Source organism: Deinococcus marmoris (assembly GCF_001949125.1).
Classification (GTDB): domain Bacteria; phylum Deinococcota; class Deinococci; order Deinococcales; family Deinococcaceae; genus Deinococcus; species Deinococcus marmoris_A.
Window position 1 is genome coordinate 14,673 of record NZ_MSTI01000024.1, and the last position, 22,210, is coordinate 36,882.

Below are 22,210 nucleotides of genomic sequence, written 5' to 3' on the forward strand. Positions count from 1 at the left end.
CCCCCCTCCCAGCCTCCCCCGCAGGGGGGAGGAGCAAAAAACCCATGTTTCTGGGCGACAAGAAAAGCCTAAAAACCTTTATAAACACGCTCTAATACGGACTCCGATTAGAGGGTGTTGAAAACACCTGTAATCCGAGCGGGAGGAGCAGCGTCCTCATGGGCGTCTGTTCGCGACGATAGCGAGCAGGAGAAAAACGGGTTCCGGGCGTGGAGTGGAGGGATCGGCGCTGTCCCGATTTCTACACGAAACAAACGGAATCCGTATAAGACGTTTAAGGGCAGCTCTTCCCCGGAAACGCCAGCTTGTCGTAGGGCTGCGGGGCCACCACGCCCTTGCTCTGGCTGACCACCTTGAACTGGCCGCCCGCGCCGGAAATACCGGTGTACACGGCCTGCGTCAGGCTGCCGTTGGGGTCCACCGTGATCTTGCCCAGCGGGCTGTCCATGCTGATGCCCACGATGGCCTTGCGAACGGCGGTGGGGTCAAAGCTCTTGGCTTTTTCCACGGCGGCTTTCCACAGGTACACGTCCATGTAAGCGTGTGCCATCGGGTCCGTGATGGCGGCGTTCTTGCCGTACTTCTTCTGGTACGCGGCCACGAATTTCCTGTTGGCGGCGTTGGGCAGGCTCTGGAAGTAGTTCCAGGTGGCGTACTGGCCGGTCAGCAGCGCCGGGCCGATGCTCTGGGCTTCCTGCTCGGCGATGGAAAAGCTGATGACGGGCAGCGTTTTGGCGCTGTAGCCCGCCGCCTGGTACTGTTTGAAGAACGACACGTTGCTGTCACCGTTCAGCGTGTTGATAATCACGTCCGGCCTGGCGGCCTTGATCTTGTTGATGATGCTGGAAAACTCGGTGCCGCCCAGCGGAACGTATTCCTCTCCGGCCAGCTTGCCCTTCATGTCGGTGATGTGCTTTTTCAGAATCAGGTTGGCTGTGCGCGGGTACACGTAATCGCTGCCCAGCAGGAAGATGTTCTTATAGCCCTGCTCCATGGCCCATTCCAGCGCCGGGAGCGCCTGCTGGTTAGGCTGCGCTCCGGTGTAGATGATGTTGGGGCTGCATTCGTTGCCCTCAAACTGCACCGGGTAGAACAGCAGACCCTTGTTCTTTTCAAAGACCGGCAGCATGGCCTTGCGGCTGGCGCTGGTCCAACCGCCAAACACGGTGGCCACCTTGTCCTGCGTCAGCAATTTCTCGGCCTTGGTGGCAAAGGTGGGCCAGTCGGACGCGCCGTCTTCCTTGACCACTTCAATCTTCTTGCCCATCACGCCGCCCGCCGCGTTGATCTCGTCCACGGCCAGTTGCGCGGCGTTTGCCACGGTGATCTCCGAGATGGACATGGTGCCGGTCAGCGAGTGCAACACACCCACCTTGACGGTGCCCTGCGCCAGCGCTGGAGTGCCGAAAGCGCCGAGCGCCAGCAGAACGGTGAGATGTGCCTTGCGTGCTTTGAGGTTGTTCGTCATGTGTTCCCCCTGGGGACCCGCGCGAGACAAAACGCAGGAAAGTCGGAATAGGTTTGAGCGGTGAACTGCTAAATCAGCATTTTGTATCAAATTTCTGTAACATCTCGCAGAGACAGGCGAAGACTAGGCGACAATGGACCGCTCGCCAAGTCACTTGTTTAGAAAGGTGCGTTCAAAACGCACTCCCCGCGCCAGCTCCGCACTAAGCTGGGGGCCAGGAAAAAGCAGCAGCGCCCCGTCCCTTTTCAGATCCGCAGTAGGAGGCCCCACCGTGCAACTGACCGAACGCGAACGCGACAAATTGCTGATCTTCACGGCTGCCGAGGTGGCGAGGCGGCGCAAAGCACGCGGCCTGAAACTCAACCATCCCGAAGCCGTCGCCCTCATCACCGCCGAGGTGCTGGAAGGCATCCGCGACGGGCGCAGCGTGCAGGAGTTGATGGGCTGGGGCGCAACCATCCTGGGCGCGGGTGACGTGATGGACGGCGTGCCAGAGCTGATCCACGACATTCAGGTGGAAGGCACCTTTCCCGACGGCACCAAGTTGGTCACCATTCATGACCCGATTCGCGGCGGAGCCTCTGCGCGGGTGGCGGGCGAATACATGCTGGAAGACGGCGACATTGAGTTGAACGCCGGAAAACCCGTGACCGCCCTGACCGTCGCCAACACTGCTGACCGGCCCATTCAGGTGGGCAGCCACTTCCACTTTTTTGAAGTCAACGCCGCCCTGTCATTTGACCGCTATAGCGCGTATGGTCAGCGCCTGAACATCCCCGCCGGAACCGCCGTGCGTTTTGAACCGGGAGAGGAGCGCGAGGTGGACGTGGTGCCACTTGGCGGAATGCGGACGGTGTATGGCATGAACGCATTGGTGAGTGGCGAATTGGAGAGTCAGAAGGATTCGGCGCTGGAACGGGCGAGGGCAGCAGGGTTTGGGGGGATGGAATGAAAGGAAACCCCTCAGTCGGCTTCGCCGCCAGCTCCCCTCAAGGGGAGCCGAGAGTTAACTTGTCTCCCCTTGAGGGGAGGTCCCCCCCCGCAGGGGGGGAGGGGTTGCGGCGCAGCCGCCTCTTTAAATTGGAGGCCCCATGCACATAACCCGCAAGCAATACGCCGATCTCTACGGCCCCACCACCGGCGACAGAATCCGCCTGGGCGACACCGAACTGCTCATAGAAATTGAGCGTGACCTGACCACCTACGGCGAGGAGGTCAAATTCGGCGGCGGCAAGGTCATCCGCGACGGCCTGGGCCAGAGCAGCACCGCCACCCGCGAGGATGCCAACGTTGCCGATCTGGTCATCACCAACGCCATCATTCTGGATCACTGGGGCGTCATCAAGGCCGATGTGGGCGTTAAAAACGGGCGTATCACGGCTATTGGTAAAGCGGGCAATCCGGGAACGCAAGACGGCGTCACGGCGGGCCTGACCATCGGGGCCAGCACCGAGATCGTCGCCGGAGAGGGCCACATCCTGACGGCTGGCGGCGTGGACAGCCACATTCACTTCATCGCCCCGCAGCAGTGCTGGACGGCGCTGGAATCCGGCGTCACCACCATGCTGGGCGGCGGCACGGGTCCCACCGCTGGAACGTCGGCCACCACCTGCACGCCCGGCGAGTGGCACATTCACCGAATGCTGGAATCTCTGGCCGGACTGCCGCTGAACTTTGGCTTGCTGGGCAAGGGCAACGCCAGTACCAAAGCGCCGCTCTCGGAGCAAATTCGCGCCGGAGCGCTGGGCCTCAAGCTGCACGAGGACTGGGGAACCACGCCCGCCGCCATTGACGCCGCCCTCAGCGTGGCCGACGATTTTGATGTGCAGGTGGCGATTCACACCGACACCCTCAACGAGTCCGGCTTTGTGGAAGACAGCATTCGCGCCTTCGCGGGCCGCACCATCCACACCTACCACACCGAGGGCGCGGGCGGCGGTCACGCGCCGGACATCATCCGCGTGGCGGGGCTGCCCAATGTGTTGCCCAGCAGCACCAATCCCACCATGCCGTTCACCGTCAACACCATCCACGAACACCTGGACATGCTGATGGTCTGTCATCACCTCTCGCCGCGCATCCCTGAGGACGTCAGTTTTGCCGAAAGCCGCATTCGGCCCGAAACGATTGCCGCCGAGGACGTGCTGCACGACATGGGCGTGTTTTCCATGATGAGCAGCGATTCACAGGCGATGGGGCGGGTGGGCGAGGTCATTACGCGCACCTGGCAAACCGCCCACAAGATGAAGGTTCAACGCGGCGCACTCGCGCCGGACACGCGGGCAGACAACTTCCGCGCCCGCCGTTATGTCGCCAAATACACCATCAATCCGGCGGTTGCCCACGGCATCAGCCACGAGGTGGGCAGCGTGGAAGTGGGCAAGCTGGCCGATCTGGTGCTGTGGAAACCGGCTTTTTTTGGCGCGAAAACCGCCATGATTCTCAAGGGCGGTCTGGTGGTGGCCGCGCAGATGGGCGACGCTAACGCCAGTATTCCCACGCCGCAGCCGGTCTATCCGCGCCCGATGTTCGCCGCATTCGGGGGCGGTATGGACGCAACTTGCTTGCATTTCGTGTCTGGAATTAGCTTGCAAGAAGGGAATTTGCCAGAGGTGGGCCGCCGTTACGCCGCCGTCAAAAACACCCGTGAGATCGGTAAAAAAGACATGATCCTGAATGACGCCGCGCCGCAGATAGACGTGAATCCCGAAACGTATGAAGTGCGGGTGGACGGTCAGGTGGTGACGTGTGAACCGTTGGATGAAGTGCCGTTGGGGCAGAAGTATTTCCTGTTTTGAGGTCAGGACGCCTCAATATGTTCCGGGTAGAGGTGAATCAGGCGATACGATCCGATCAATTTCAGCGCGTCCGAAAGGTGTTTTTCCAGAAAGAGCCGCATCGGTACCGCCCGTGAGTTGCCGCAGTGCAGGCGAATGACGGCCAGTGGCGCGGCAGCAGCATCCGATCCACGAAATCGGCGTCTTAGGTCAGGATGACCAGGTGGTGTTCGGCGGCGTATTGCTCAGGAGTTGCGAATCGCTCAGGCTCTCGCCCAGATCACGGGTATGCACCGCATCGTATGGAGTCAGGGCATGTTTGATATGCGTGGAACTTACGCGAAATGCGGAAAAGATTGGGGCTATGTTGGCCGAAAATTGGCCCTGGGACGCCGCTTCGTCTGACCCCCTCCCCAACCCTCCCCCATAAAGAGGGAGGGAGAAAAGATCGTGTTTATCGGTCTGCCGAGTGGTATCGCGTAAGTCCTGATGCGGTGACAGGTTCTCGTCTATCAGAAAGGCGGGCCATGTCACGCAATACGCTGGTAGAACGGCTCGTGCCGCAGGAGGCGCAGTGAATAGCCCAGGCAGGTCAGAATGTCTTCACGGGTCAAGTAGGGATACTCGGCCAGAATATCCTCGGGACTGTCGCCCGCCGCCAGAAATTCCAGCACCGTCTGCACCGTCACGCGGGTTCCGGCGATCACCGGACGGCCATTACAGATGTCGGGGTCCAGCACGATGCGCTCGCTCATGGCCCTAGCATCCCCAAGGAACCAGATGCACGAAGCCTCCATTGCCCTGTCCCTCATAGAAGTTGCCCGCGAAGTGGTGCGCGAAAACGGTGGTGGGCGCGTCACTGCCCTGACCGTCCGCATCGGCCAGTGGTCCAGCGTGGTGCCGGAAGCCCTGCAAGCCGCGTTTCCCGCCAGCGCCCAAGGCACGCCGCTGGAAGGCGCTCGCCTGAGCATCGTGCGCGTGGCAGGCGTGGGTCAGTGTCCGCAGCACGGGCCAGTCACCTTGGAGCTGACGCGGGGGCTGCGTTGCCCACTTTGTGACGCGCCCACGCCGACGCTGCTGGCGGGGGATGAGCTGGAATTGGATGAGCTGGAATTAGCGCCGTTTGTGCCTGCTTCCGAGCTGTTCAGACATATGCCCAAATTTACCGAGGAGGAATTTGCGGCACGGGAAGCGGTGATGGCAGAATCCAGAGAAATAGCCCAGGAAAGAGAGTTTCGTTTTGATAGCTCTGAAGACGATTTAGAAGAGGAGAACCCATGACCCTGAAAGAACCCGCTGCCCGCATCGTCACCGTCCGCCAGAACATCCTCAAGGCCAATGACCACACCGCCGCCGAGAACCGCCGGGCCTTTGAGGCGGCGGGCGTGCGGGCCATCAATCTGGTGTCCAGTCCCGGCGCGGGCAAAACGGCGCTGCTGGAGCGCACCCTGCGGGATTTGCAGGGGCAACTGGGCATGGCGGTGGCGGTAGGTGACCTGGCCACCGAGAACGACGCCGCCCGCCTGCGTCAGTGGGGTGTACAGGCCGAGCAGATTGTCACCGGCACCATCTGTCATCTGGACGCCAGCATGGTTCAGAACGTGCTGCCGCGCTTTGAGCTTTCGGCGCTGGACGTGCTGTTTCTGGAAAATGTGGGCAATCTGGTCTGCCCCAGCAGCTACGATCTGGGCGAGGCGGCCCGCGCCGTGCTGATTTCCACCACCGAGGGCGAGGACAAACCGCTGAAATACCCCACGATGTTCAACACTGCCGACGTGGTGGTCATCACCAAAATGGATATTGCTGCGGCGGTGGAATTTGACCTTGCCTTGTGCCGCGAGAACATTGACCGGGCGCGGCCCAATGTCAAGGTAATTGAATTGAGCAGCAAAAAGGGCAGTGGGATGGAAGCGTGGTACGACTTTGTACGCGGCAGGTAAACTAAAGCCATGACCGAGCAAGGCGAACAACCAAACGAGCGAATTGTGATGGTGCCTGATGTCTGTAATGGCCGCCCCACCATTCGCGGCACACGCATCACAGCGCAAACCGTTCTAGAGTTTTTGGCGGCAGGTGACAGCGTGGAAGATGTGCTGGACGGCTATCCAACGCTAAGCCGCGAAGATGTGCTGGCTTGCTTGCAGTACGCCTCCAAACTGGCTGCCCACCGCTTTACATTGGTAAAGTCAGCTTAATATGGAGCCAGAAGGCTACCTTTTGGACGAAAATCTGCCTGCGCCGCTCAGGTTTGTGCTTTCGGGGCGGGTTCTTCATGCCCGTGAATTGGGGCATGCTTGTACAGATACGCTGCTGTGGCAAATAGCCAAAGACCAAAAGTTAGTCATCTTGACCAAGGACACGGATTTCTATGACCGGATACTGCTCAGTTCGCCGCCGCCTTGGGTGGTGCAGTTGCTGTGCGGCAATTTGCGAAAACAAGCACTTTTAGCACTGCTTACTGGTGCTTGGCCGGACATACAAAGCTTGCTGCCCACCCATAAATTGATTCAGGTCAGATTGGGAAGTGTGGAAGGCGTGACATGACCCGCCTCACCCACCTGCGCCGCCCCATCCTGTCTACCAGCACAGCCACCACCGCTATAACTGGCCCCACCGTCCACGTTCCCATGACCGCCGTGGACCGCCGCCGGGTGCGCCGCCGCTTGACCGCCCCCGACGGCACGGAACTTAAACTGGCCCTCCCCACCGGCACGGTGCTGACGCCTGGAAGCGTGCTGACTGAGCTGGACGGCGTGACATATCTGGTAGACGCTGCCCCCGAAGACGTCGCCGCCATCTCGCCGCGCAGAATGGCGGAGGCCGCCGCCGTCGCGCACGCGGTGGGCAACTTGCACCGTGATTTTGTGGCAGATCAGGATGTTTTTTTAGTTCTCTGGGACGCTCCGATGGAATTGTTATTGACGCGTATAGGCGTGCCATTTGCCAGAGAAACGCGGCCCTTTTACGGGCGCAGCAGTTGGGAGCATGAGGGATGAACTTGCGCCTGCTGCAACTTGCCGATTCTGCCTTTCCCAGTGGCGCGTATGCCTTCAGCGACGGCCTGGAAACGCTGACGGTGCGCGGCGAGGTGAAAACGGCTGCCGATTTAAGTGCTTTTCTGTGTGGTCAACTGGCGCACGGCTGGGGCCAGCAGGACGCGCCCGCCTGTGCGCTGGCGTGGCGGGCAGCAGGAGATGAATTGAGCGAGCTGGACGCGCTGCTCAGCGATCTCAAATTAATTCAGGGGCCGCGTGAGGCGAGCCTGCGCGTCGGGGCCAACCTGCGCCGCGCCGCCCTGCATTTGTGGCCGGATGAATTAGCGACTTTGCCGCCCACCCGCCACCACGCCGTTTCGTTCGGCGCGATTGCCGCCGCGCTGGGCGCAACCCAGGCCGATGCGGTCAGCGCATACGTCAGCGCGTGGCTGCTGGGGCGCGTGGCCTCCGCCACCAAGCTGATGCGGCTGGGCGGACTGGACGCGCAACGGGCGGCGCGGCTGGCCGAGGACGCGGCGCAGCGGTGTATTCAGGATGCTTTGAGTGCGACTTCGGATGATCTGGGCGGCTTCTCGCCGCTGCTGGACATTGCGGCACAGGAGCAGGCGGGGCTGGAAAGTCGGCTGTTTCAGACGTGACTTCGGATCAGGCTGGCCAGATACGCCACACTGGGGCCATGTCTCTTGATACACCCGGCTCCGTTGCGCTCAAGATCGGTGTCGGCGGGCCGGTTGGCTCGGGCAAGACGGCCCTGCTGGAGGTGCTGTGCCGCGAGTTGCGGGGCCGCTATGAGCTGGCCGTGATTACCAACGACATTTACACCTTTGAAGACCAGCGCATTCTGACCGCCGCCGCCGCCCTCAGCCCCGACCGCATCCGTGGTGTGCAGACCGGCGGCTGCCCCCACACCGCCATCCGCGAGGACAGCTCCCTCAATCAGGAGGCGGTGGAGGCGCTGCAAACCGATTTTCCCAGTCTGGACATCATTTTTATTGAGTCAGGGGGCGACAATCTGGCGTCCTCCTTCTCGCCGGAACTGGTAGACGCGTGGCTGTTCGTGCTGGATGTATCGGGCGGCGAAAAGGTGCCGCGCAAGGGCGGGCCAGGGGTGAAACATTCGGACCTGCTGATTATTAACAAGACCGACCTCGCGCCGCATGTGGGGGCCGACCTGCGCGTGATGGACGCCGATGCCAGGGCGCAGCGCAGTGTCCAAGGTGAGGTCAGGCCATACATCTTCACCGACCTCAAGCGCGGTACTGGCGTGCAGGACGTAATCGCGTGGATTGAACATGATCTCCTGTTCAAGGCAGTCACGCCGCCGCGTATCGGTCTGGCATGACCGCCACGCAGGCAGGTCAGACACCCGTTTCCCCACTGGGCCAGCAGACCCGCACGGGAACGCTGCATCTGACCTTTGAACAGGTGGACGGACGCACGGTCCTCATGCGCGAGTTTCAGAAAGCGCCGCTGATGATCGTTCGACCCTTCGCGCTGCCGTGCGGCACCCTGAGCGTGTTCGTGGTCAACCCCACCGGCGGGCTGCTCGGCGGCGACCACAACGACATTCAGATTCGGGTGGGACCGGGAGCGCGGGCGCTGATCCTGACGCAGTCGGCGACGCGCGTTCACCCCTCGCCCACCGGCGCAGCCGCGACCCAGACAGTGCAGTTGTCGGTGGCGCAGGGGGGAAGGCTGGAGTATTACCCGGAACGCACCATTCCCTTCGCGGGCAGCCGACTGGTTCAAACCCTGCACGCCACGCTGGAACCCGGCGCAGAACTGGGCCTGACCGAAACGCTGGCCTCCGGGCGGGTTCATTCGGGAGAGCGGCTGGCCTTTGCCGAATACCGCAGCCGAACCGAGGTCTGGCAAGGTTCGCGGCACGTGTATCTGGATCATCTGCGCCTGACCCCCGGGCCGCACACCCGCACGCCGGGCATCTGGCATGACCTGGATTACGCCGCTTCGGGGGTCTTCGTGGGGCCAGGAACCGTGCAAGACTGGCCTGCCGAACCCGGCCAACTGGCCAGTGGCAGAAGCGCGGGTGGAGCGGTGTGGTTGCGGGCCGCCGCCGCTCAGGGCCTACGCCTGGATGCCTCGCTGCACACGGCCCGGCAATCGCTCCGGCAGCAGCTTTTTGGGGCAACGGCGCTTCAGATTCGGCGGTAGCAGACAACGCAGACGTGTGAACGCCTGTCGCGTCTCTGGCCCGGCAATGTGGAGCGCCGTCAGGAATCCACCAAACAGCGGGGGCGGGAGGGTTGGCCAATTGATACTGACTCCGATTAGAGAGTGTTGAAAACACCCGTACAGAAACCATGGCACCGCTGTATGAAAAATCTGAACATGTGCGTCCGTTGGAAGCTGTTCGGCGTCTGGCTGGCGCGGCTCTCACCGACTTCGGGTGTGTTCCGATCCGTCTGTTGCAGATGGCCCTGAAGATGCCGACTCCAGCACGCGAACCCAGACAGGCATGGGACTGCGACCTTGCCGGGGTCCGGAGCCAAAATGGACGGTCTCCAGCGTGCGGGGGCTGCCCCGCACGCGTACTGGGGCGATCAGCCAGAGTTGCCAGCGAGCCACGCAACGGGGAAACTGTTCGGCTGACAGGGCCGCAGCGCGAAGGGCGGACCGGACAGCAGGGGGGCAGGACGCCGAGACTGGCAGCCTGCAGGATGCGAATGATTTTCCAGTTCGCTGCGTGGGGTTGAAAGTAGTGGACCTTCCAGGACCTGGGATTCCGTGTTCTGCAGGTCTCTTTCGTCCACCCGGTGGAGACTCTTTTCTTGATGCCTGGGCAAATATATGGGCGCAGCTACAGACGAAGACAGATCAGAGGCAGGGAGCGAGCGTCCGCCTGCTCGAATCCATACACTTCGAAAACGACGAAGGCAAGCAGTACCTGGTGCCGGTGGTGGACGTCACGCTTCAGACGACGTTCGAATAGGTTGGAGACGGAATGTTGCGAGCGTGCCGAACAGGTGATTTCCGCAGTTCAGCAGCAGGTGGGTTTAATCTGTCCACCCTCACTTCAGAACGAGCGCGCCTTCCCGGAAGGCCGCCACTGCACGAAATCGGTTTTCCTCCGGCGCTGTCAAAGCCCCTTCGGTGTGTCCACCTCTTTGGAAGAGGCGCGTTCCAGATCCTTCATAGGGCGTCAGGACGGCCCAGTGAACACGCTCCGGAAGGCCCGGGCCAACCGCTCGAACCCCTCGGCATCGTCACTGGTGACGACGACGCCGTACATCAACGCGTCGACTCCCAGGCGCTGGAGCAGGCGCAGGTCACCTGCGGTCACGCGTTTCTGGGTCGGAAGGACCAACGGCGCGCTGGTGGCAGCCCGCAGGCGGCCCAGCAGCAGCAGATCGGCAGCCGTCAAAGGCTCCCCGTATGCGCGTCGCTAGCTTCCACCGCAACGGTAAATACCGGGAAATGCTGTCAAGCAGTCTGGACCGCTTGCATACCACATCGTATGAAATCGCCGGCGGCTGGCGCGACCATCCCAACCGGCGCTGGACCACCGCCAAATTCCACTTCATCAAACTTCTCGAATATACCCATCAGGGTGAATCGGGCAAGTTCGATGAACGGAGCATGTTGCGCCTGCGTCTGGCTGAGCCTTTGGTGGCCTCGTTGAGGAGCGGTTACACGAAGCCGCTCAACATCGAATTCATGCAGTCCCTGTCCAGACCACGCACCCGCATTATTTTTCGTCTGCTGGACGCCATGCGCTACCACCCGGAGACGCCCGACGAACTCATCGACGCCTACGATATCGGGCTGATTGAGCTGGCTGAACAATGCAAGTTGCCCAATATTCGGCCTGATGCTGTGCGCCGCGCCCTGGCAGGACCGCATGAGGAGCTGCTGCGCCGGGGCTATCTGCGTCAGGTGGTGGCCGAAGGCCGGGGCCGTGAACAACGCCTCCACTACGAGTTTTCCCCGGATTTCACGCCTGTCAATCCGGCGGTCTTGCACCGCCTGCGCATGCATGGTGTCACCGACGGCGTGTCGCGCCAACTCGCCCGTCAGTACACCACCTCGGTTCTGACGGGCCGTATCGAACTATTCGAGCGGTTGGTGAAATCTGGTCAGTTGACGGTTCGTAAAACGCCAGCCCACGCGCTGGTCCACCTGATCAAGAATGCCGATCAGTATCCCGATTCGGCGGCAGGAAAAGTCGTCACGCTTCGCCCGGGAACACCGCGTGTTCAAGCCGCGCAGAGTGAGGAACCTGCGCTGCCTGGCTGGGCGGAGGAACTCGGCCGCATGTCTCCTGATGAGGCGGCGGCGTTCACGGCCAAACGCGTCGCGCTGCTGTACGCCCGCAAATTCGCCCTGTCCGAACTCGACACCTTGCGCGAGCTGGTGTTGCGTGGGCAACTTGATCCCGCCCAGGTCATCGAAGATGCCCATCATCGGCTGACCGCACTGGACGCCCAGGGATTCATCGACGATCTCAAGGATCTGCTGCGCTGCGAAAAAGAGCCAAAGGCGATGTCGGCAGAAGCCAGCCTCACCAAGGGTGCGCCGCCTCTCCCCTGAGCGTGGACGTGCTGTGGGGAGAGTGTTTTTGATGAGCTTGCTGCTTCAGCGTCGGAGGGACCAGGTCCATCAGGGACCTCTCGCTTTCTTCAGCAGATCTTGTCTCCACTGTCCCGGCTTGAGATAGACCGCGAGCTGCCAATCCCTCAGGTGTGTCGTAGACAATTCGTTACGGTTCAGCGTTCTGGGCTGTGAGGGCCGACTGGCCATCGACACCATCCCCGTTCCAGTGCGCCGCATTCCATGCTGTCGGCGCAGCTCTCCTGAGAGCAGCAAGCCGTTCACATTCCGACTTCGTCACGACAGGATTCTCCTTTCTACTCGAATGGCGACAGGCACCCCGGCCTCTCACTTGCGCAGGGCCGCTGCCAGCACACCCTTGGACGTCAGCGTCCCCACCTGCTCGAAGCTCAGGCCATCCCGTCCAAAGAACCGCGCCTGGTTCTGCGCCAGCGTCAGGAAGTCCACCGTCACCAGCGTGTAGGTCCGCCCAACTTCCGGCTTGACCTCGTTGGTGTACACGAAATCGCCCGTCAGGTCCTCGAAACGCGTCGCGCGGTCCTGGTTGGCGAGTTTCATGACCCCGGTCAGGGTGGCGGCGTCCACCGTCGCCCGCATCAACTTGTTGTCGAAGCGCAGGAACTCGGCGAACTGCACCTGCGTCACGTCCCCCTGCTTGAAGCCGCGCCCGAACGAGGTGTGATTGATCGCCACGACGTCCGCCCCGGTAGCCTTTTTCACCTGCTCCACCGCCCAGCGTGCAGCCTCCTGAACTGTGGAAGTGTTGTCGATCTGCCCGATGACGGCCCGGTCCTCGGCGGTCAGGTGCAATTCCCGCTGGCGGTTCACCAGAACCGTCAGCAGACGGTCCCCCACCGCACTCTCGCTGATGGGCAGGTCCTCGCTGGTCAGGGTGGTCCCCTGCGCCCCGAACTGGACGTTCACGACGTTGAGCAGCTCGCCCTTGAAGCCGTTGTGCAGGTAGACGCTGCCACCGACGTCGTGGCGCAGGTGCAGATGATCGTGGCCGCCCACCACCAGGTTGGTGCCCTTCAGCCCTGTCAGCATGGCCTTGTCCGGCACGACGCCTGCGTGGGTCAGGACGACGTTGAAATCGGATCCCGTCACCAGCGGCGTGTACGCCGACTGGAAGAACTCCACCGGATCCGGTGGCAGGATGGTGTCGCGGACTGCCTGGGGATAGGTGCTCAGGGCATTGACGCCCAGACCCAGCACTGGGATCTGGCGCTCGCCCACCGTGATGGTGGTAAAGGTCCGGGCGTAGGGGAGACCCGTGCGGCGGTCATACAGGTTGGTGATGACGGTCAGGCCCAGGGCGCGCGCCTGCCGCACGAAGTCCTGCTGGTCCATCAGATCGGCCTCGTGGTTGCCGATATTGAAGATCACCGGCATCTCCCGCTGAACCGCGCGCATGAAGGCCCAGTCCAGGGTGCCCCCCGACCGAACCGCGACGACGTTGCCCAGCTCAAATAAGTCGCCGTTGAACAGCAGGACGTGTGGCACACCGGGGTGCCGCGCCTTGACCTCGCGGATGCGGGTCAGGAGCTGCGGCAGCCGGTCGTAGGCCGAGTGCAGGTCCGCGAGGTTGAGGAGGACCAGATCCGGGGTGCCAGGGGTCTGGGCCTGGGCCAGACGGAACACCGGGCCGGCGGTGAAGACAAGCGCCGCTGCGGAGCCGCGTTTGAGCAGTTGGCGTCTGGACAGTGGCCTGGTCACAGGAGTCATGTGCCAACTATAGTTGGTGTGACGGCGGCGCGCGAACCGGTGGAATTTGTTCGGGCCGCGCCTGGCGGAGGGCAAAAAGCCCATTCCTTTTTTCGCGCTGAACGGGACGACGCCCCCGGACACTTCCAGAAACCTCAGTCAGGCGAGGCGTCGTTCCTCTTTTCCACTTCTCCCAAGTGCTTTTCGTTTATTTCGTTTGAATGCGGTAGAGGGTGTCGAGGGGAACACCGATGACCGTTCACCCCCTGCTCCTGCCCACTGGACAGGACCGACTCCAGGTCCTTGAACTGCTTTGATCTGATGTTGCTCGCCCATTCCCTGGACCACAGTCCGCCTGATCTGGACGTGCTGGACCTGCTCAGGCACACATGAAGCCTGCCGCCACAGGTCACTTGAGGCTGGGCAGTGCTGATTGACCCTAATGGAACTGAATGTCCGTCTCCCTATGATTGAACAGGGGAGGCTCCGCTAGGCTTGCCCCATGAAAGGTCTTGCCCTGGCTGCCGCGCTATGTTCGGGCATGTCCCTCTCGGCTCCCATCCTGGAATTTAACGCCAACACCCCGTCCTGGTCCGTCCTGAACGACACCGTGATGGGCGGGGTTTCCAGCAGCCAGGTGCGGATCAACGACGGAGTCCTGGAGTTCACAGGTCAGGTGCGCCTGGAAAACAATGGTGGATTCGCAGGTGTCCGCTCCAGTCCGGGCCGTTATGACCTCAGTGGATTCTCGGACCTGAAACTGCGGGTCAAGGGTGACGGTAAGCGGTACATGTTCCAGCTCGGGACCAGCGCGCGCAACGGCGTGACCTACCGCGCCGAATTCGACACGGTGGCCGGGCAATGGACCACCGTGACCATTCCACTGGGTTCCCTGCGTCCTACCCGCTTCGGCCAACGGCTGACAGGACCCACGCTGGAAGCCAGCGATGTCATTTTTTTCGGATTCATGATCGGCAACAGCCGCGCCGAACGGTTCGCGCTCCAGGTGGACTGGATTGAAGGCCAGTGACAGCGGCTTAAATCGCCTGTGCTGACGTTTATGCGTCTAGGACAGGCTTCAGGTGCTGATAGACCGTCTCGCCCAATTTTGGCGCGCGCTACCGCACTTTTTTCATCCGGGCTGTCCTGACGCACCGTCAATACGACAGTTGGACTCCCTAAGGAGGCGTGACCATGACCCTCAACATCACCGAACTGACCCAGACCTGGCAGCGCCTGCACCGCCTGGCCCCTGACGCCATCAACCCCATTACTGATCAGGACAGTTACGACCGCGCCCTGGTCGTCCTGAGCGATCTTCTGGAGCAGGTTGGAGAAGACCCGGCACATCCGCTAAGCGATCTGGTGGAGGGGCTGGTGGGGCGCGTCACGGCCTATCAGGATGCGGCGGAGCATATTCCTCCAGCGGCCCCCGAGATGGAACTGCGGCTGTTGATGAAGGAAAGGGGCCTGACCCAGCAGGCCCTTGCGGCGGCCACTGGGATTGACCAGGCACAGATCAGCAAACTGGCATCGGGCAAGCGGGCGTTCAGTGCCGAACACGCCCGCCGTGTGGGGACATACTTTGAGGTGAATCCCGCCGCTTTTCTCTAGCTCTCCCACGGCTGAAACCGTGGAATCCACAAAACCTTTTCTTGCAGTGAGGGCTGGGATGGGTAGGTTCAGGAATGTCGCGACTGAACAGGCTGAAGTCGCAGGCACGGTCCTTCGAGTGGTTGGTGGAGGTGAGTCATGCCGCGTTCGCCCAGCTTCAGACCGAATCAGCGACATTGTGGGATCAGGCTCATCAGGGCTTCCCTCTGCGAGCCGGACGGGTGAGATGGATCGGTGCAGGCCAGACTGACCGTAGACGTGAAAGTGTTCCCTGCACGGATAGACGTCTCGATGGATGTGGGAGAGAGGCCCGAGTGCAGTTAAAAATGCATAGACGGCGCAGCGGCGGGTCGGCCTGGACCATCAGCCTGTCCAGCACCGGGCTCCAGCACTCCCGGGGCGGTCTGGCGCAGCAAGGCGAAATTCTGGGAGGCGGTCAGTCGGCTGGCCTGTCCATCAACGTGCGCCTGATTCGCGAGATTCCTGATCAGCAGCGTGGCCTCACCCGCCGCCGCCCACACAGCAGGCGCAGAGACGCCCGAGGCACCTTCGGCCTGTAGAGCCGCCAGTTCCCCGAGCGGCAGCCACAGGACCACTGACCCTGAGCAGATGTACGTGCTGGCCTGCGTCATCTGGGGCGCACTCGGTATCCGGGACTGCCAGCGGGCAACATGCTGCGGTCCACGCAGCAGGGTCTGCCCGGTCGGCTGGATGCCAGAGCCTAATGGCGGCGAGCTGTTCTTCGACGCGGCGGTGAAGGTCTCCCCTATCAACCAGACCTCCAAGTCCCCGAGCTTCAGCGCATGGCTCACGGCCCGGCTGGGATCGTCGCGTGCTGAGCTCTAGATTGACGTCTCGTTCGGCAACGCAATCACGCCCGCGCCGGTGGTCTGGACCTTCCCGCCCCTGCTGCGTAACCACGGCGTGCGAGTGTCGCTGTACTCGTTGAAGACCGTCCTGGTATGAATGAGGTCATTCCCGGAAGCTGTTCGGTCTACGTCAAAGACGCCTGTCTGATCGGACGCAAGTATGATTATTTAAAATTTTGCACAGATGAAATTTCGGACTTTCGGTCATACGTCCATGCGAATTGTTGTACAGTCGTCCCATGATCGTGACTGTGGCAGGCTACAAAGGCGGAATCGCGAAGACGACCACCGCTGTTCATCTGGCGGCTTACCTGCAAACGCTTGCTCCGACGCTGCTGGTCGACGGGGACGCCAACCGCAGCGCGTCCCTGTGGGCTTCACACGGGGGACTGCCTTTCACGGTGGTGCCCGAAGCACAGGCGATGAAACACGCGCGGAAGTTCGAGAACATCGTCATCGACACTGGGGCGCGGCCCAGCGCGGACGAACTGCGTGATCTCGTCGGCGGCTGCGACCTGCTGGTGTTGCCCACCAACCCCGAGGCGATGAGCCTTGACGCGCTTTTACAGACCACCGAGGCCCTGCGCCCCATCGGCGGAACCTACCGCATCCTGCTGACTCTCGTGCCCCCTTCCCCCTCACGGGAAGGGGAAGAGGCGCGGGCACTGCTGGAGGCTGAGACCCTGCCGGTGATGCGCTCGTCTATCCGTCAGACGGTGGCGTTCCGGCACGCGAGTGCACAGGGCGTGCCGGTCTACGCGCTCAAGGGGCAGCGCGCGGCGAAACTGGCATGGATGGACTACGAGAAGGCCGCCAAGGAGATTGTTGCCGCCGCAGGAGAGAGAACGTGACCGGCAGCAAGTTCGCGGGCCTCAAGGCCATGCGGGAACGCCGCGCGCAGGAAGTGGAGGAGACGGCGGATCAGGCAGGAACTCCAGCTGCGCCCGAAGAGCCGCGCCGCCCGGTGGGCCGCCCGCCCGGCAAACGTTCGAACCCTGATTACCAGCAGGTCACGGTCCTGCTCCATGGCCAGACCTACCTGGAAGCGCGTAAACGCCTGCTGGACGAGCGCAAAGAGGTCAGCGAACTGATCAATGAATTGCTGGACGCTTGGCTGAAAACTTAGGAGTACGGAATTTTGCACAGATGGAATGATGTACAGCCGTCTGACCAAATGTAGTTGTGGGGCATGGTCGGTGGGTTCAGATGTTTGCCTGGCTCAGGGCTGTCTTTCGTTCTCTGTCCCCACATCCGCCAGGAGTTCCAGCGGCAGCGCCTCGATGCGCCCCCCGTCATAGGTGGTCATCGGCACGGCCATGCACAGCGCGTTCAGGACGGCCTCTTCTGCCCCCTCGATCACGGCCTGAAACAGCGGCGAGACCAGTTCGTTCGGCAGCTCCAGCGGCGTCCAGGCTGCCGCTCTCCGCTCAGGAGTGCGCCGCGCCGAAGACGCCGTCGAGAAGGCCAGGGCGTAGTCTCCGCTGCCGTTGCTCATGGACGAGCCGGTGCGGCCCAGCCCCAGAAAGCACCGGTTTGCCAGACGGCGCAGGTTACGGTCCGAAAGCGGCGCGTCCGTCGCCACGATGAACACCACCGAACCGTCTGCGTCGCCCCGGTCCAGCTCGCCGTGCAGGTAGTGCTGGCCTGCCCGCTGTCCAATGGGTAGGCCAGCCACCTGCAACACGCCGCCGAAATTCACCTGTGCCAGTACGCCCACCGTGAATCCGCCCAGGGAAGCGGGCAGCGCGCGCGAACTTGTTCCAATGCCGCCTTTCCAGCCGAAAGCCACGGTTCCCGTCCCCGCGCCGACGCAGCCTTCCTGCACGGGGCCGCCACGCGCCGCATCCAGCGCGCGCAGTGCGTGCGCGGGGGTCACGGCCCGCGCCCGGATGTCGTTGACCACACCGTCGTTCGTCTCGCCCACCACAGCGTTTACGCTGCGGGCTTGTGGGTTGTGGGTCAGCGTCCACTCCACTGCCGCCTGCATCACGGGCGCGACGCTCAGGGTATTGGTCAGCAGAATCGGTGTTTCAAGTTCGCCGAGTTCCTGGACCTGGCTCAGACCGGCGAACTTGCCGAAACCGTTGCCGATGGCCACGCCGGCGGGAACGCGGTCCTCGAACAGGTTGCCGGCATGGGGCAGGATGGCCGTCACGCCAGTTCGGATGCCCGGCTCGGTGAGCAGGGTTTCGTGACCCACCAGCACGCCGGAGACGTCGGTAAGAGCGTTGAGTGGGCCAGGCGGCAGGATGCCGGGGACGAGGCCCAGATCACGCAGGCGACGGCGAGACAAAGGAGTGGTGCTGGACATGCCCCACGCTAACAGACGCTCCAGGCGTGCTGGGCAGCGGAAACGAACGATTTTCCGAAGCCGGTGACGCCCTGTTCCGAGAGCTTCAGGGTGGTCAGGGCGGGATCTGCCGCGATGGCTGCCGCCGAGAACGGCAGCGTCCCCCAGCGCTTCTGGGAGAATAGGACCGTCTGGTCTGCGTCATGCGGGGAGGCGAAACCCAGGAATCTGTGCCAGGAAGAGGGCAGAAAGTGCTTCGTTTTTCATACCACATTGGAGGCTTAGTTCCTGGGACAATCATCAAAGGTGACGGTGAGCCTGAGTTATGGGTTCACTCCAAGACACTGACCATGCCCTGCTTCTCCAGATGTACTTGCCCTATGCCCCACGCTGGGAAATACAGCATCTCAGGCGACAGCATTACAACAGCGTGGCAGACCCACCCGGCAAAACCCGTACCTCAACTCAGGCTTGCGCCGTAACCGCCGGACCGCGCCGCCGTGATGGTCGCGGCCACCTGCTCGGCGCTGGTCCTCAGTTGGCCACCGTTTTCATCATTGCCGAAGCGAATCCGGCTGGGCTGGGCCGCCGCACTGGCGTCCACCCGCCGCTGCGCCGAGAAATGAATTTCCGACAGTGGAACCTGCGCCAAAAGCTCCGCCACCGAGTCTGGACGGATGCGCCCACAACCGAGAACGACGATTCGGCCACGCGCCTGCCCCAGCAGAGACTGCAAGAGAGACACGCCGTCCAGCGCCGTGACCTGCTGCCCACTGGTCAGTACCCGGTCTATTCCACAACTGATCAGGTGTTCAAGCGCCTGCACAGGATCGGCGGCCACATCAAAGGCGCGGTGAAAGGTCACGCTCATCGGGCCAGCCTGAGCAACGAGCGCCTGGGTACGCGGCACGTCTACGGTAGCCTCCGGCGTCAGGCAGCCGAACACCACGCCCTGAACACCCGCTTCTTTCAGGACCTGAACATCGTCGAGCATGGAGGTGAATTCCGAGTCGCTGTAGACGAAGTCGCCCCCCCGGGGTCTGACGATGACATGAACGGGCACGCGGGCCACGGCGAGCGCGCCGCAGACAGTGCCCAGACTGGGCGTCAATCCCCCCTCAGCCAGCCCGGCGCAAAGTTCCACCCGGTCCGCCCCACCGTCCTGAGCGGCCTGCACCGCGTCAATACCCTCAACGCAGACTTCAGTCACCAATCCGGCTGCCAGGCTCATGCTTGCCGCTCCAGCCGCGCCGCCGCGTGAACCACCGGTGTCCAGCCGAACTCGGCGTCAAACGGAAACATCGGCCGCCGGGTCTGGGTTCTGACCAGGCGGGGAATGTCCTGATCCACCACACCGGGGGAAAGCGCCATCAGGCTGGGGTTTGCCAGCGGCGCAAGCTCAGGCGACAGGTAGCCCGACTTCACCACGATCACCCGGGCGTCCTGGGGGCGGAGCCGAAGCCGCTGAAAATCACTCAGGTGGTGGTAGGGGCGGCGGCGGGCCGCCAGGACCACTTGGGCACCCTCAGTGGTCACGACAACCTCCCGGTCGGCCTCGTTTTCCCCTACAGACAGGTGTGTGACCGTGCCTTGAATTTCCACCGGCAGGCTGCTGGCATCCAGTGATCCCCCCACCTCCAAGGTGACAGTTGCGCCCAGTCCCGCTGCAAAGCAGCGCCGCACCGCCGCCTCGTCCGTGATGGCCGCGAGAATGACCCCCTGGAGTTGCTGGGCCAGCACCTCGCGCAGAACATCAGCCCGGTCACCCACGCCGCCGCCGGTCGGGTTGTCACCAGAATCGGCGAGGACCACCGGTCCAGTCTGGCTCTGAGCAGCCCTGCGGACACACTCTGAAATGCTGCCGGTCTGGGATCCGAAGCCGAACGCCGTTCTCGCTTCCCAGTAGCGCTGCGCCAGGCTACTGGCCAGCCGCTCCATCTCGCGGCGGTCCACGCCGGTCACCACGACGCTGGCGGTCGCGCGCGGCTCGTCGGCCCAGACGTAGCCAACCAGCAGCGAGACGTCCAGCACGCCAGGCCGGTCACTCAGCTCGGCCAGATCGGCGTAGAGTCCGGCGGCGGGCTGATCCTCGGTGCTGGTACGCTCGCCGGGCAGCAGCACCGGCACCGGCACCCACATCAGGCCGGGGCGCGTTCCCTGTTCCAGGCTGCGCGCCAGCAGATCAAATGCACGGCGCTGCGTCTGCACGACGTCGATGTGCGGCGCGGTGCGGTAGGCCGTGAACAGGTCAAGGTGATCGACCACCCGTTGACTGACGTTGCCGTGCAGGTCGTAACTCGCCGAGATCAGGCACGCCTCGCCCACCACCGCCCGCGTGGCCGCGATCCAGTCTCCCTCGGCGTCATGCATTCCCTCCACGAACATGGCCCCGTGCATCGCAAGGTAAACGCCGTCAAGCGGCAAGGCGGCGCGGAGCCGACCGAGATATTCGGCCTTCAAGGCCTGATAGGTGGCTTGAGCCACCGGGCCTCCGGGAATGGCGCGGGCGTGCAAGGTGGGCAGCACCTCACCGGAATAAGTCTGGAGAAACTGGAAATTCGGCTGCTCGAGCAGCGCGCTTCCCCGGGAGACGATGAACTGATCTGCGCCGGCCAGCACAGGATTGTAGGTGCTGCACTCGGTGTGAATACCGCCAACGGCAATGCGCATGTCTATTCGCCCTCCCTGAGAGGTGACCCGCTTTCAGGCATGTAGGTGCTGAGAAACTGATGGGTGGCAATACTGGCCGCGCCCCTGGCCCAAAACTCGTCCTGTACCGCGTGAACCTCGATCCGGGTGGTCCGCAGGAAGCGCGGTAAAATGTTGTTCTCAATGGTCTGGCGCAGGCTGGTCAGAAAAAGACCCTGTCCAAAGCCGGACGGATCGGCGATCAACACCAGTTCCGGCTCGTTGCTCTGAACGATGTTGGCGATGACCAGGCCAAGGGCCTGACTGCCGCGCCGCAGGATGCCCTGAGCCTGCGCGTCACCAGTGCTGGCCGCCCGTTCCAGCGCTCCAACAGAGGTGGCCGTCAGTCCCGCCTGGCCTGCGGCGCCCAGCAGCGCGGCCCTGGACGCCACCGTGTCCAGGCAGCCGCGCTTGCCGCACAGGCAGGGCTGCCCGCCCAGTTCCACAGTGCTGTGCGCGATCTCGCCGGCCCCACCGTGGCTGCCCCGGTAGAGCTGGCCGCCAATGTAATGGGCGCAGCCGATGCTGGACCCCAGCGTGATCAGGGTGAAGTTCTGCGTCTCCCGGGCCAGCCCGAAGAGTTTCTCGCTGGTGGCCGCCGCATTGGCGTCGTTTTCCAGAACGGTGGGCAGGCCCGTGGCGCGGATGATCAGATCGGCAATGGGCACGTCGTGCCAGCCCAGGTTGGCCGAGTGCAGGCAGATTCCGCGCTCCCGGTCAACAAAACCGGAGATCGCCAGGCCGATGCCCAGCAGGCGTTTGCGAGAAATGTCTCCTCTGTCCAGCAGGAGGGTCAGGGTGCGCTGCACGAGTTCAACCAGTTCCTGCGGTTCTACCGAACTGGGCACGGTCTGCTCAGCCTGGACCACGCCGCTCAGATCGGTCAACATCAGGTGAATGCGGCTGTCCGTCACGCTGGCCCCCAGACACGAGCCGTAACTGGTGTCGATCGCCAGATGAACGAACGGGCGCCCTTTGCCCTGACGGCGCTGCGGCGCGTCCTGAATTTCGACCACAAGTCCCGCGTCAAGGAGTTCACGGCTGAGGTCAGTGATGCGCGCGCGGCTGACGTGCAGCGCTCCGGCCAAGGCCGAGCGGCTCAGCGGTCCCTGAGAGATCAGCAGCTTGAGCAGTTCCTGCGTGGTGGTGAGTGGTCTGACGGGCAGTCCAGTGAATGAAGCTTCAGGTGCCCACACCTCCGGGCCAGAAGGGGGAGCGTTCAGACGGGTTGACAT

At 62.8% G+C, this 22,210-nt stretch carries 25 protein-coding genes; 17 read left to right on the plus strand and 8 right to left on the minus strand.

Annotated elements, in window-relative coordinates:
* Window positions 1-274: 274 nt before the first annotated feature.
* Window positions 275-1,468 carry an urea ABC transporter substrate-binding protein gene (gene urtA, locus BOO71_RS03420; RefSeq protein WP_075830578.1) on the minus strand — a complete coding sequence of 398 codons (1,194 nt, stop codon included), beginning with the start codon at window positions 1,466-1,468 and terminating at the stop codon, window positions 275-277.
* Window positions 1,469-1,739: 271 nt separating this feature from the next.
* Between urtA and BOO71_RS03425 the strand changes: the two genes are divergently transcribed.
* Both BOO71_RS03425 and ureC read left to right on the plus strand, forming a co-directional pair.
* Window positions 1,740-2,420: an urease subunit gamma gene (locus BOO71_RS03425; RefSeq protein WP_075830579.1), complete on the plus strand. Its 681-nt coding sequence runs from the start codon at window positions 1,740-1,742 to the stop codon at window positions 2,418-2,420.
* A gap of 139 nt (window positions 2,421-2,559) precedes the next feature.
* The gene (ureC, locus tag BOO71_RS03430; RefSeq protein WP_075830580.1) at window positions 2,560-4,266 is read left to right on the plus strand and encodes an urease subunit alpha; all 1,707 of its coding nucleotides are present in this window, start codon (window positions 2,560-2,562) and stop codon (window positions 4,264-4,266) included.
* 509 nt (window positions 4,267-4,775) lie between these two features.
* Here ureC and BOO71_RS03435 read toward each other — a convergent pair.
* Window positions 4,776-5,000, minus strand: a complete 225-nt coding sequence (locus BOO71_RS03435; protein ID WP_075830581.1) for a DUF433 domain-containing protein — start codon at window positions 4,998-5,000, stop codon at window positions 4,776-4,778.
* 25 nt (window positions 5,001-5,025) lie between these two features.
* On the opposite strand from BOO71_RS03435, the gene BOO71_RS03440 reads away from it, so the two are divergent.
* Genes BOO71_RS03440 through BOO71_RS03475 form a run of 8 tightly spaced genes read left to right on the plus strand, consistent with a single transcriptional unit; the run spans window position 5,026 to window position 9,413 of the window.
* Entirely contained in the window at window positions 5,026-5,526 is a 501-nt protein-coding gene (locus BOO71_RS03440; RefSeq protein ID WP_083652923.1) for a hydrogenase maturation nickel metallochaperone HypA/HybF, read from the plus strand.
* The gene (gene hypB / locus BOO71_RS03445; protein WP_075830582.1) at window positions 5,523-6,185 is read left to right on the plus strand and encodes a hydrogenase nickel incorporation protein HypB; all 663 of its coding nucleotides are present in this window, start codon (window positions 5,523-5,525) and stop codon (window positions 6,183-6,185) included. The genes BOO71_RS03440 and hypB overlap by 4 nt, the downstream gene beginning before the upstream one ends.
* A 9-nt stretch (window positions 6,186-6,194) precedes the next feature.
* Entirely contained in the window at window positions 6,195-6,440 is a 246-nt protein-coding gene (locus BOO71_RS03450) for a DUF433 domain-containing protein (protein WP_075830583.1), read from the plus strand.
* Window positions 6,441-6,462: 22 nt separating this feature from the next.
* Entirely contained in the window at window positions 6,463-6,789 is a 327-nt protein-coding gene (locus BOO71_RS03455) for a DUF5615 family PIN-like protein (protein ID WP_139322715.1), read from the plus strand.
* Window positions 6,786-7,241, plus strand: coding sequence for an urease accessory protein UreE (gene ureE, locus BOO71_RS03460; RefSeq protein WP_075830584.1), 456 nt, complete (start codon window positions 6,786-6,788; stop codon window positions 7,239-7,241). Before BOO71_RS03455 ends, ureE begins: the two co-directional genes overlap by 4 nt.
* Window positions 7,238-7,879, plus strand: a complete 642-nt coding sequence (locus tag BOO71_RS03465) for an urease accessory protein UreF (RefSeq protein WP_075830585.1) — start codon at window positions 7,238-7,240, stop codon at window positions 7,877-7,879. Before ureE ends, BOO71_RS03465 begins: the two co-directional genes overlap by 4 nt.
* 38 nt (window positions 7,880-7,917) lie before the next feature.
* Complete coding sequence (gene ureG / locus BOO71_RS03470; RefSeq protein ID WP_075830586.1) at window positions 7,918-8,583, plus strand: urease accessory protein UreG; 666 nt, start codon at window positions 7,918-7,920, stop codon at window positions 8,581-8,583.
* Window positions 8,580-9,413 (plus strand): urease accessory protein UreD, encoded by an 834-nt coding sequence (locus BOO71_RS03475; RefSeq protein ID WP_075830587.1) that lies wholly within the window; start codon window positions 8,580-8,582, stop codon window positions 9,411-9,413. The genes ureG and BOO71_RS03475 overlap by 4 nt, the downstream gene beginning before the upstream one ends.
* A gap of 988 nt (window positions 9,414-10,401) precedes the next feature.
* On the opposite strand, the gene BOO71_RS03480 is transcribed toward BOO71_RS03475, so the two are convergent.
* Window positions 10,402-10,623 carry a hypothetical protein gene (locus BOO71_RS03480; RefSeq protein ID WP_075830588.1) on the minus strand — a complete coding sequence of 74 codons (222 nt, stop codon included), beginning with the start codon at window positions 10,621-10,623 and terminating at the stop codon, window positions 10,402-10,404.
* Between the two features lie 11 nt (window positions 10,624-10,634).
* Between BOO71_RS03480 and BOO71_RS03485 the strand changes: the two genes are divergently transcribed.
* Window positions 10,635-11,789, plus strand: a complete 1,155-nt coding sequence (locus BOO71_RS03485) for a replication initiator protein A (protein WP_075830589.1) — start codon at window positions 10,635-10,637, stop codon at window positions 11,787-11,789.
* Window positions 11,790-12,137: 348 nt separating this feature from the next.
* Here BOO71_RS03485 and BOO71_RS03490 read toward each other — a convergent pair whose 3' ends face one another.
* A complete protein-coding gene (locus tag BOO71_RS03490) occupies window positions 12,138-13,535 on the minus strand; it encodes a metallophosphoesterase (RefSeq protein ID WP_075830590.1) in 1,398 nt (465 codons plus the stop codon).
* A 481-nt stretch (window positions 13,536-14,016) separates the two neighbouring features.
* Here BOO71_RS03490 and BOO71_RS03495 point away from each other — a divergent pair, with 481 nt between their 5' ends.
* The 6 genes from BOO71_RS03495 (at window position 14,017) to BOO71_RS03515 (ending at window position 17,123) form a co-directional block, all read left to right on the plus strand.
* Window positions 14,017-14,544, plus strand: a complete 528-nt coding sequence (locus BOO71_RS03495; RefSeq protein WP_083652931.1) for a CIA30 family protein — start codon at window positions 14,017-14,019, stop codon at window positions 14,542-14,544.
* Between the two features lie 164 nt (window positions 14,545-14,708).
* Window positions 14,709-15,128: a helix-turn-helix domain-containing protein gene (locus tag BOO71_RS03500; protein WP_075830592.1), complete on the plus strand. Its 420-nt coding sequence runs from the start codon at window positions 14,709-14,711 to the stop codon at window positions 15,126-15,128.
* 326 nt (window positions 15,129-15,454) lie between these two features.
* Complete coding sequence (locus BOO71_RS26700) at window positions 15,455-15,688, plus strand: hypothetical protein (protein WP_139322717.1); 234 nt, start codon at window positions 15,455-15,457, stop codon at window positions 15,686-15,688.
* Window positions 15,689-15,839: 151 nt separating this feature from the next.
* Window positions 15,840-15,974 carry a hypothetical protein gene (locus BOO71_RS29015; RefSeq protein WP_303046708.1) on the plus strand — a complete coding sequence of 45 codons (135 nt, stop codon included), beginning with the start codon at window positions 15,840-15,842 and terminating at the stop codon, window positions 15,972-15,974.
* Window positions 15,975-16,236: 262 nt separating this feature from the next.
* The gene (locus BOO71_RS03510) at window positions 16,237-16,848 is read left to right on the plus strand and encodes a ParA family protein (protein WP_075830594.1); all 612 of its coding nucleotides are present in this window, start codon (window positions 16,237-16,239) and stop codon (window positions 16,846-16,848) included.
* Window positions 16,845-17,123 (plus strand): hypothetical protein, encoded by a 279-nt coding sequence (locus tag BOO71_RS03515; RefSeq protein ID WP_075830595.1) that lies wholly within the window; start codon window positions 16,845-16,847, stop codon window positions 17,121-17,123. The genes BOO71_RS03510 and BOO71_RS03515 overlap by 4 nt, the downstream gene beginning before the upstream one ends.
* A gap of 93 nt (window positions 17,124-17,216) precedes the next feature.
* Here BOO71_RS03515 and BOO71_RS03520 read toward each other — a convergent pair whose 3' ends face one another.
* The 4 genes from BOO71_RS03520 to BOO71_RS03535 form a co-directional block, all read right to left on the minus strand.
* Window positions 17,217-18,308, minus strand: a complete 1,092-nt coding sequence (locus BOO71_RS03520) for a DmpA family aminopeptidase (protein WP_075830596.1) — start codon at window positions 18,306-18,308, stop codon at window positions 17,217-17,219.
* A gap of 439 nt (window positions 18,309-18,747) precedes the next feature.
* The gene (locus BOO71_RS03525) at window positions 18,748-19,518 is read right to left on the minus strand and encodes a copper homeostasis protein CutC (protein WP_075830597.1); all 771 of its coding nucleotides are present in this window, start codon (window positions 19,516-19,518) and stop codon (window positions 18,748-18,750) included.
* Window positions 19,515-20,957, minus strand: coding sequence for a M81 family metallopeptidase (locus BOO71_RS03530; RefSeq protein WP_075830598.1), 1,443 nt, complete (start codon window positions 20,955-20,957; stop codon window positions 19,515-19,517). The genes BOO71_RS03525 and BOO71_RS03530 overlap by 4 nt, the downstream gene beginning before the upstream one ends.
* 2 nt (window positions 20,958-20,959) lie before the next feature.
* Window positions 20,960-22,210, minus strand: coding sequence for an ROK family transcriptional regulator (locus tag BOO71_RS03535; RefSeq protein ID WP_083652933.1), 1,251 nt, complete (start codon window positions 22,208-22,210; stop codon window positions 20,960-20,962).

Coding starts and splice junctions, on each gene's coding strand:
- urtA (WP_075830578.1), bottom strand. CDS start 1,468: ATGACGAACAACCTCAAAGCACGCAAGGCACATCTCACCGTTCTGCTG.
- ureC (WP_075830580.1), top strand. CDS start 2,560: ATGCACATAACCCGCAAGCAATACGCCGATCTCTACGGCCCCACCACC.
- BOO71_RS03435 (WP_075830581.1), bottom strand. CDS start 5,000: ATGAGCGAGCGCATCGTGCTGGACCCCGACATCTGTAATGGCCGTCCG.
- BOO71_RS03440 (WP_083652923.1), top strand. CDS start 5,026: ATGCACGAAGCCTCCATTGCCCTGTCCCTCATAGAAGTTGCCCGCGAA.
- hypB (WP_075830582.1), top strand. CDS start 5,523: ATGACCCTGAAAGAACCCGCTGCCCGCATCGTCACCGTCCGCCAGAAC.
- BOO71_RS03450 (WP_075830583.1), top strand. CDS start 6,195: ATGACCGAGCAAGGCGAACAACCAAACGAGCGAATTGTGATGGTGCCT.
- ureE (WP_075830584.1), top strand. CDS start 6,786: ATGACCCGCCTCACCCACCTGCGCCGCCCCATCCTGTCTACCAGCACA.
- BOO71_RS03465 (WP_075830585.1), top strand. CDS start 7,238: ATGAACTTGCGCCTGCTGCAACTTGCCGATTCTGCCTTTCCCAGTGGC.
- ureG (WP_075830586.1), top strand. CDS start 7,918: ATGTCTCTTGATACACCCGGCTCCGTTGCGCTCAAGATCGGTGTCGGC.
- BOO71_RS03475 (WP_075830587.1), top strand. CDS start 8,580: ATGACCGCCACGCAGGCAGGTCAGACACCCGTTTCCCCACTGGGCCAG.
- BOO71_RS03485 (WP_075830589.1), top strand. CDS start 10,635: ATGCGCGTCGCTAGCTTCCACCGCAACGGTAAATACCGGGAAATGCTG.
- BOO71_RS03490 (WP_075830590.1), bottom strand. CDS start 13,535: ATGACTCCTGTGACCAGGCCACTGTCCAGACGCCAACTGCTCAAACGC.
- BOO71_RS03495 (WP_083652931.1), top strand. CDS start 14,017: ATGAAAGGTCTTGCCCTGGCTGCCGCGCTATGTTCGGGCATGTCCCTC.
- BOO71_RS03500 (WP_075830592.1), top strand. CDS start 14,709: ATGACCCTCAACATCACCGAACTGACCCAGACCTGGCAGCGCCTGCAC.
- BOO71_RS26700 (WP_139322717.1), top strand. CDS start 15,455: ATGCATAGACGGCGCAGCGGCGGGTCGGCCTGGACCATCAGCCTGTCC.
- BOO71_RS29015 (WP_303046708.1), top strand. CDS start 15,840: ATGCCAGAGCCTAATGGCGGCGAGCTGTTCTTCGACGCGGCGGTGAAG.
- BOO71_RS03510 (WP_075830594.1), top strand. CDS start 16,237: ATGATCGTGACTGTGGCAGGCTACAAAGGCGGAATCGCGAAGACGACC.
- BOO71_RS03520 (WP_075830596.1), bottom strand. CDS start 18,308: ATGTCCAGCACCACTCCTTTGTCTCGCCGTCGCCTGCGTGATCTGGGC.
- BOO71_RS03525 (WP_075830597.1), bottom strand. CDS start 19,518: ATGAGCCTGGCAGCCGGATTGGTGACTGAAGTCTGCGTTGAGGGTATT.
- BOO71_RS03530 (WP_075830598.1), bottom strand. CDS start 20,957: ATGCGCATTGCCGTTGGCGGTATTCACACCGAGTGCAGCACCTACAAT.
- BOO71_RS03535 (WP_083652933.1), bottom strand. CDS start 22,210: ATGTCAACCCGTCTGAACGCTCCCCCTTCTGGCCCGGAGGTGTGGGCA.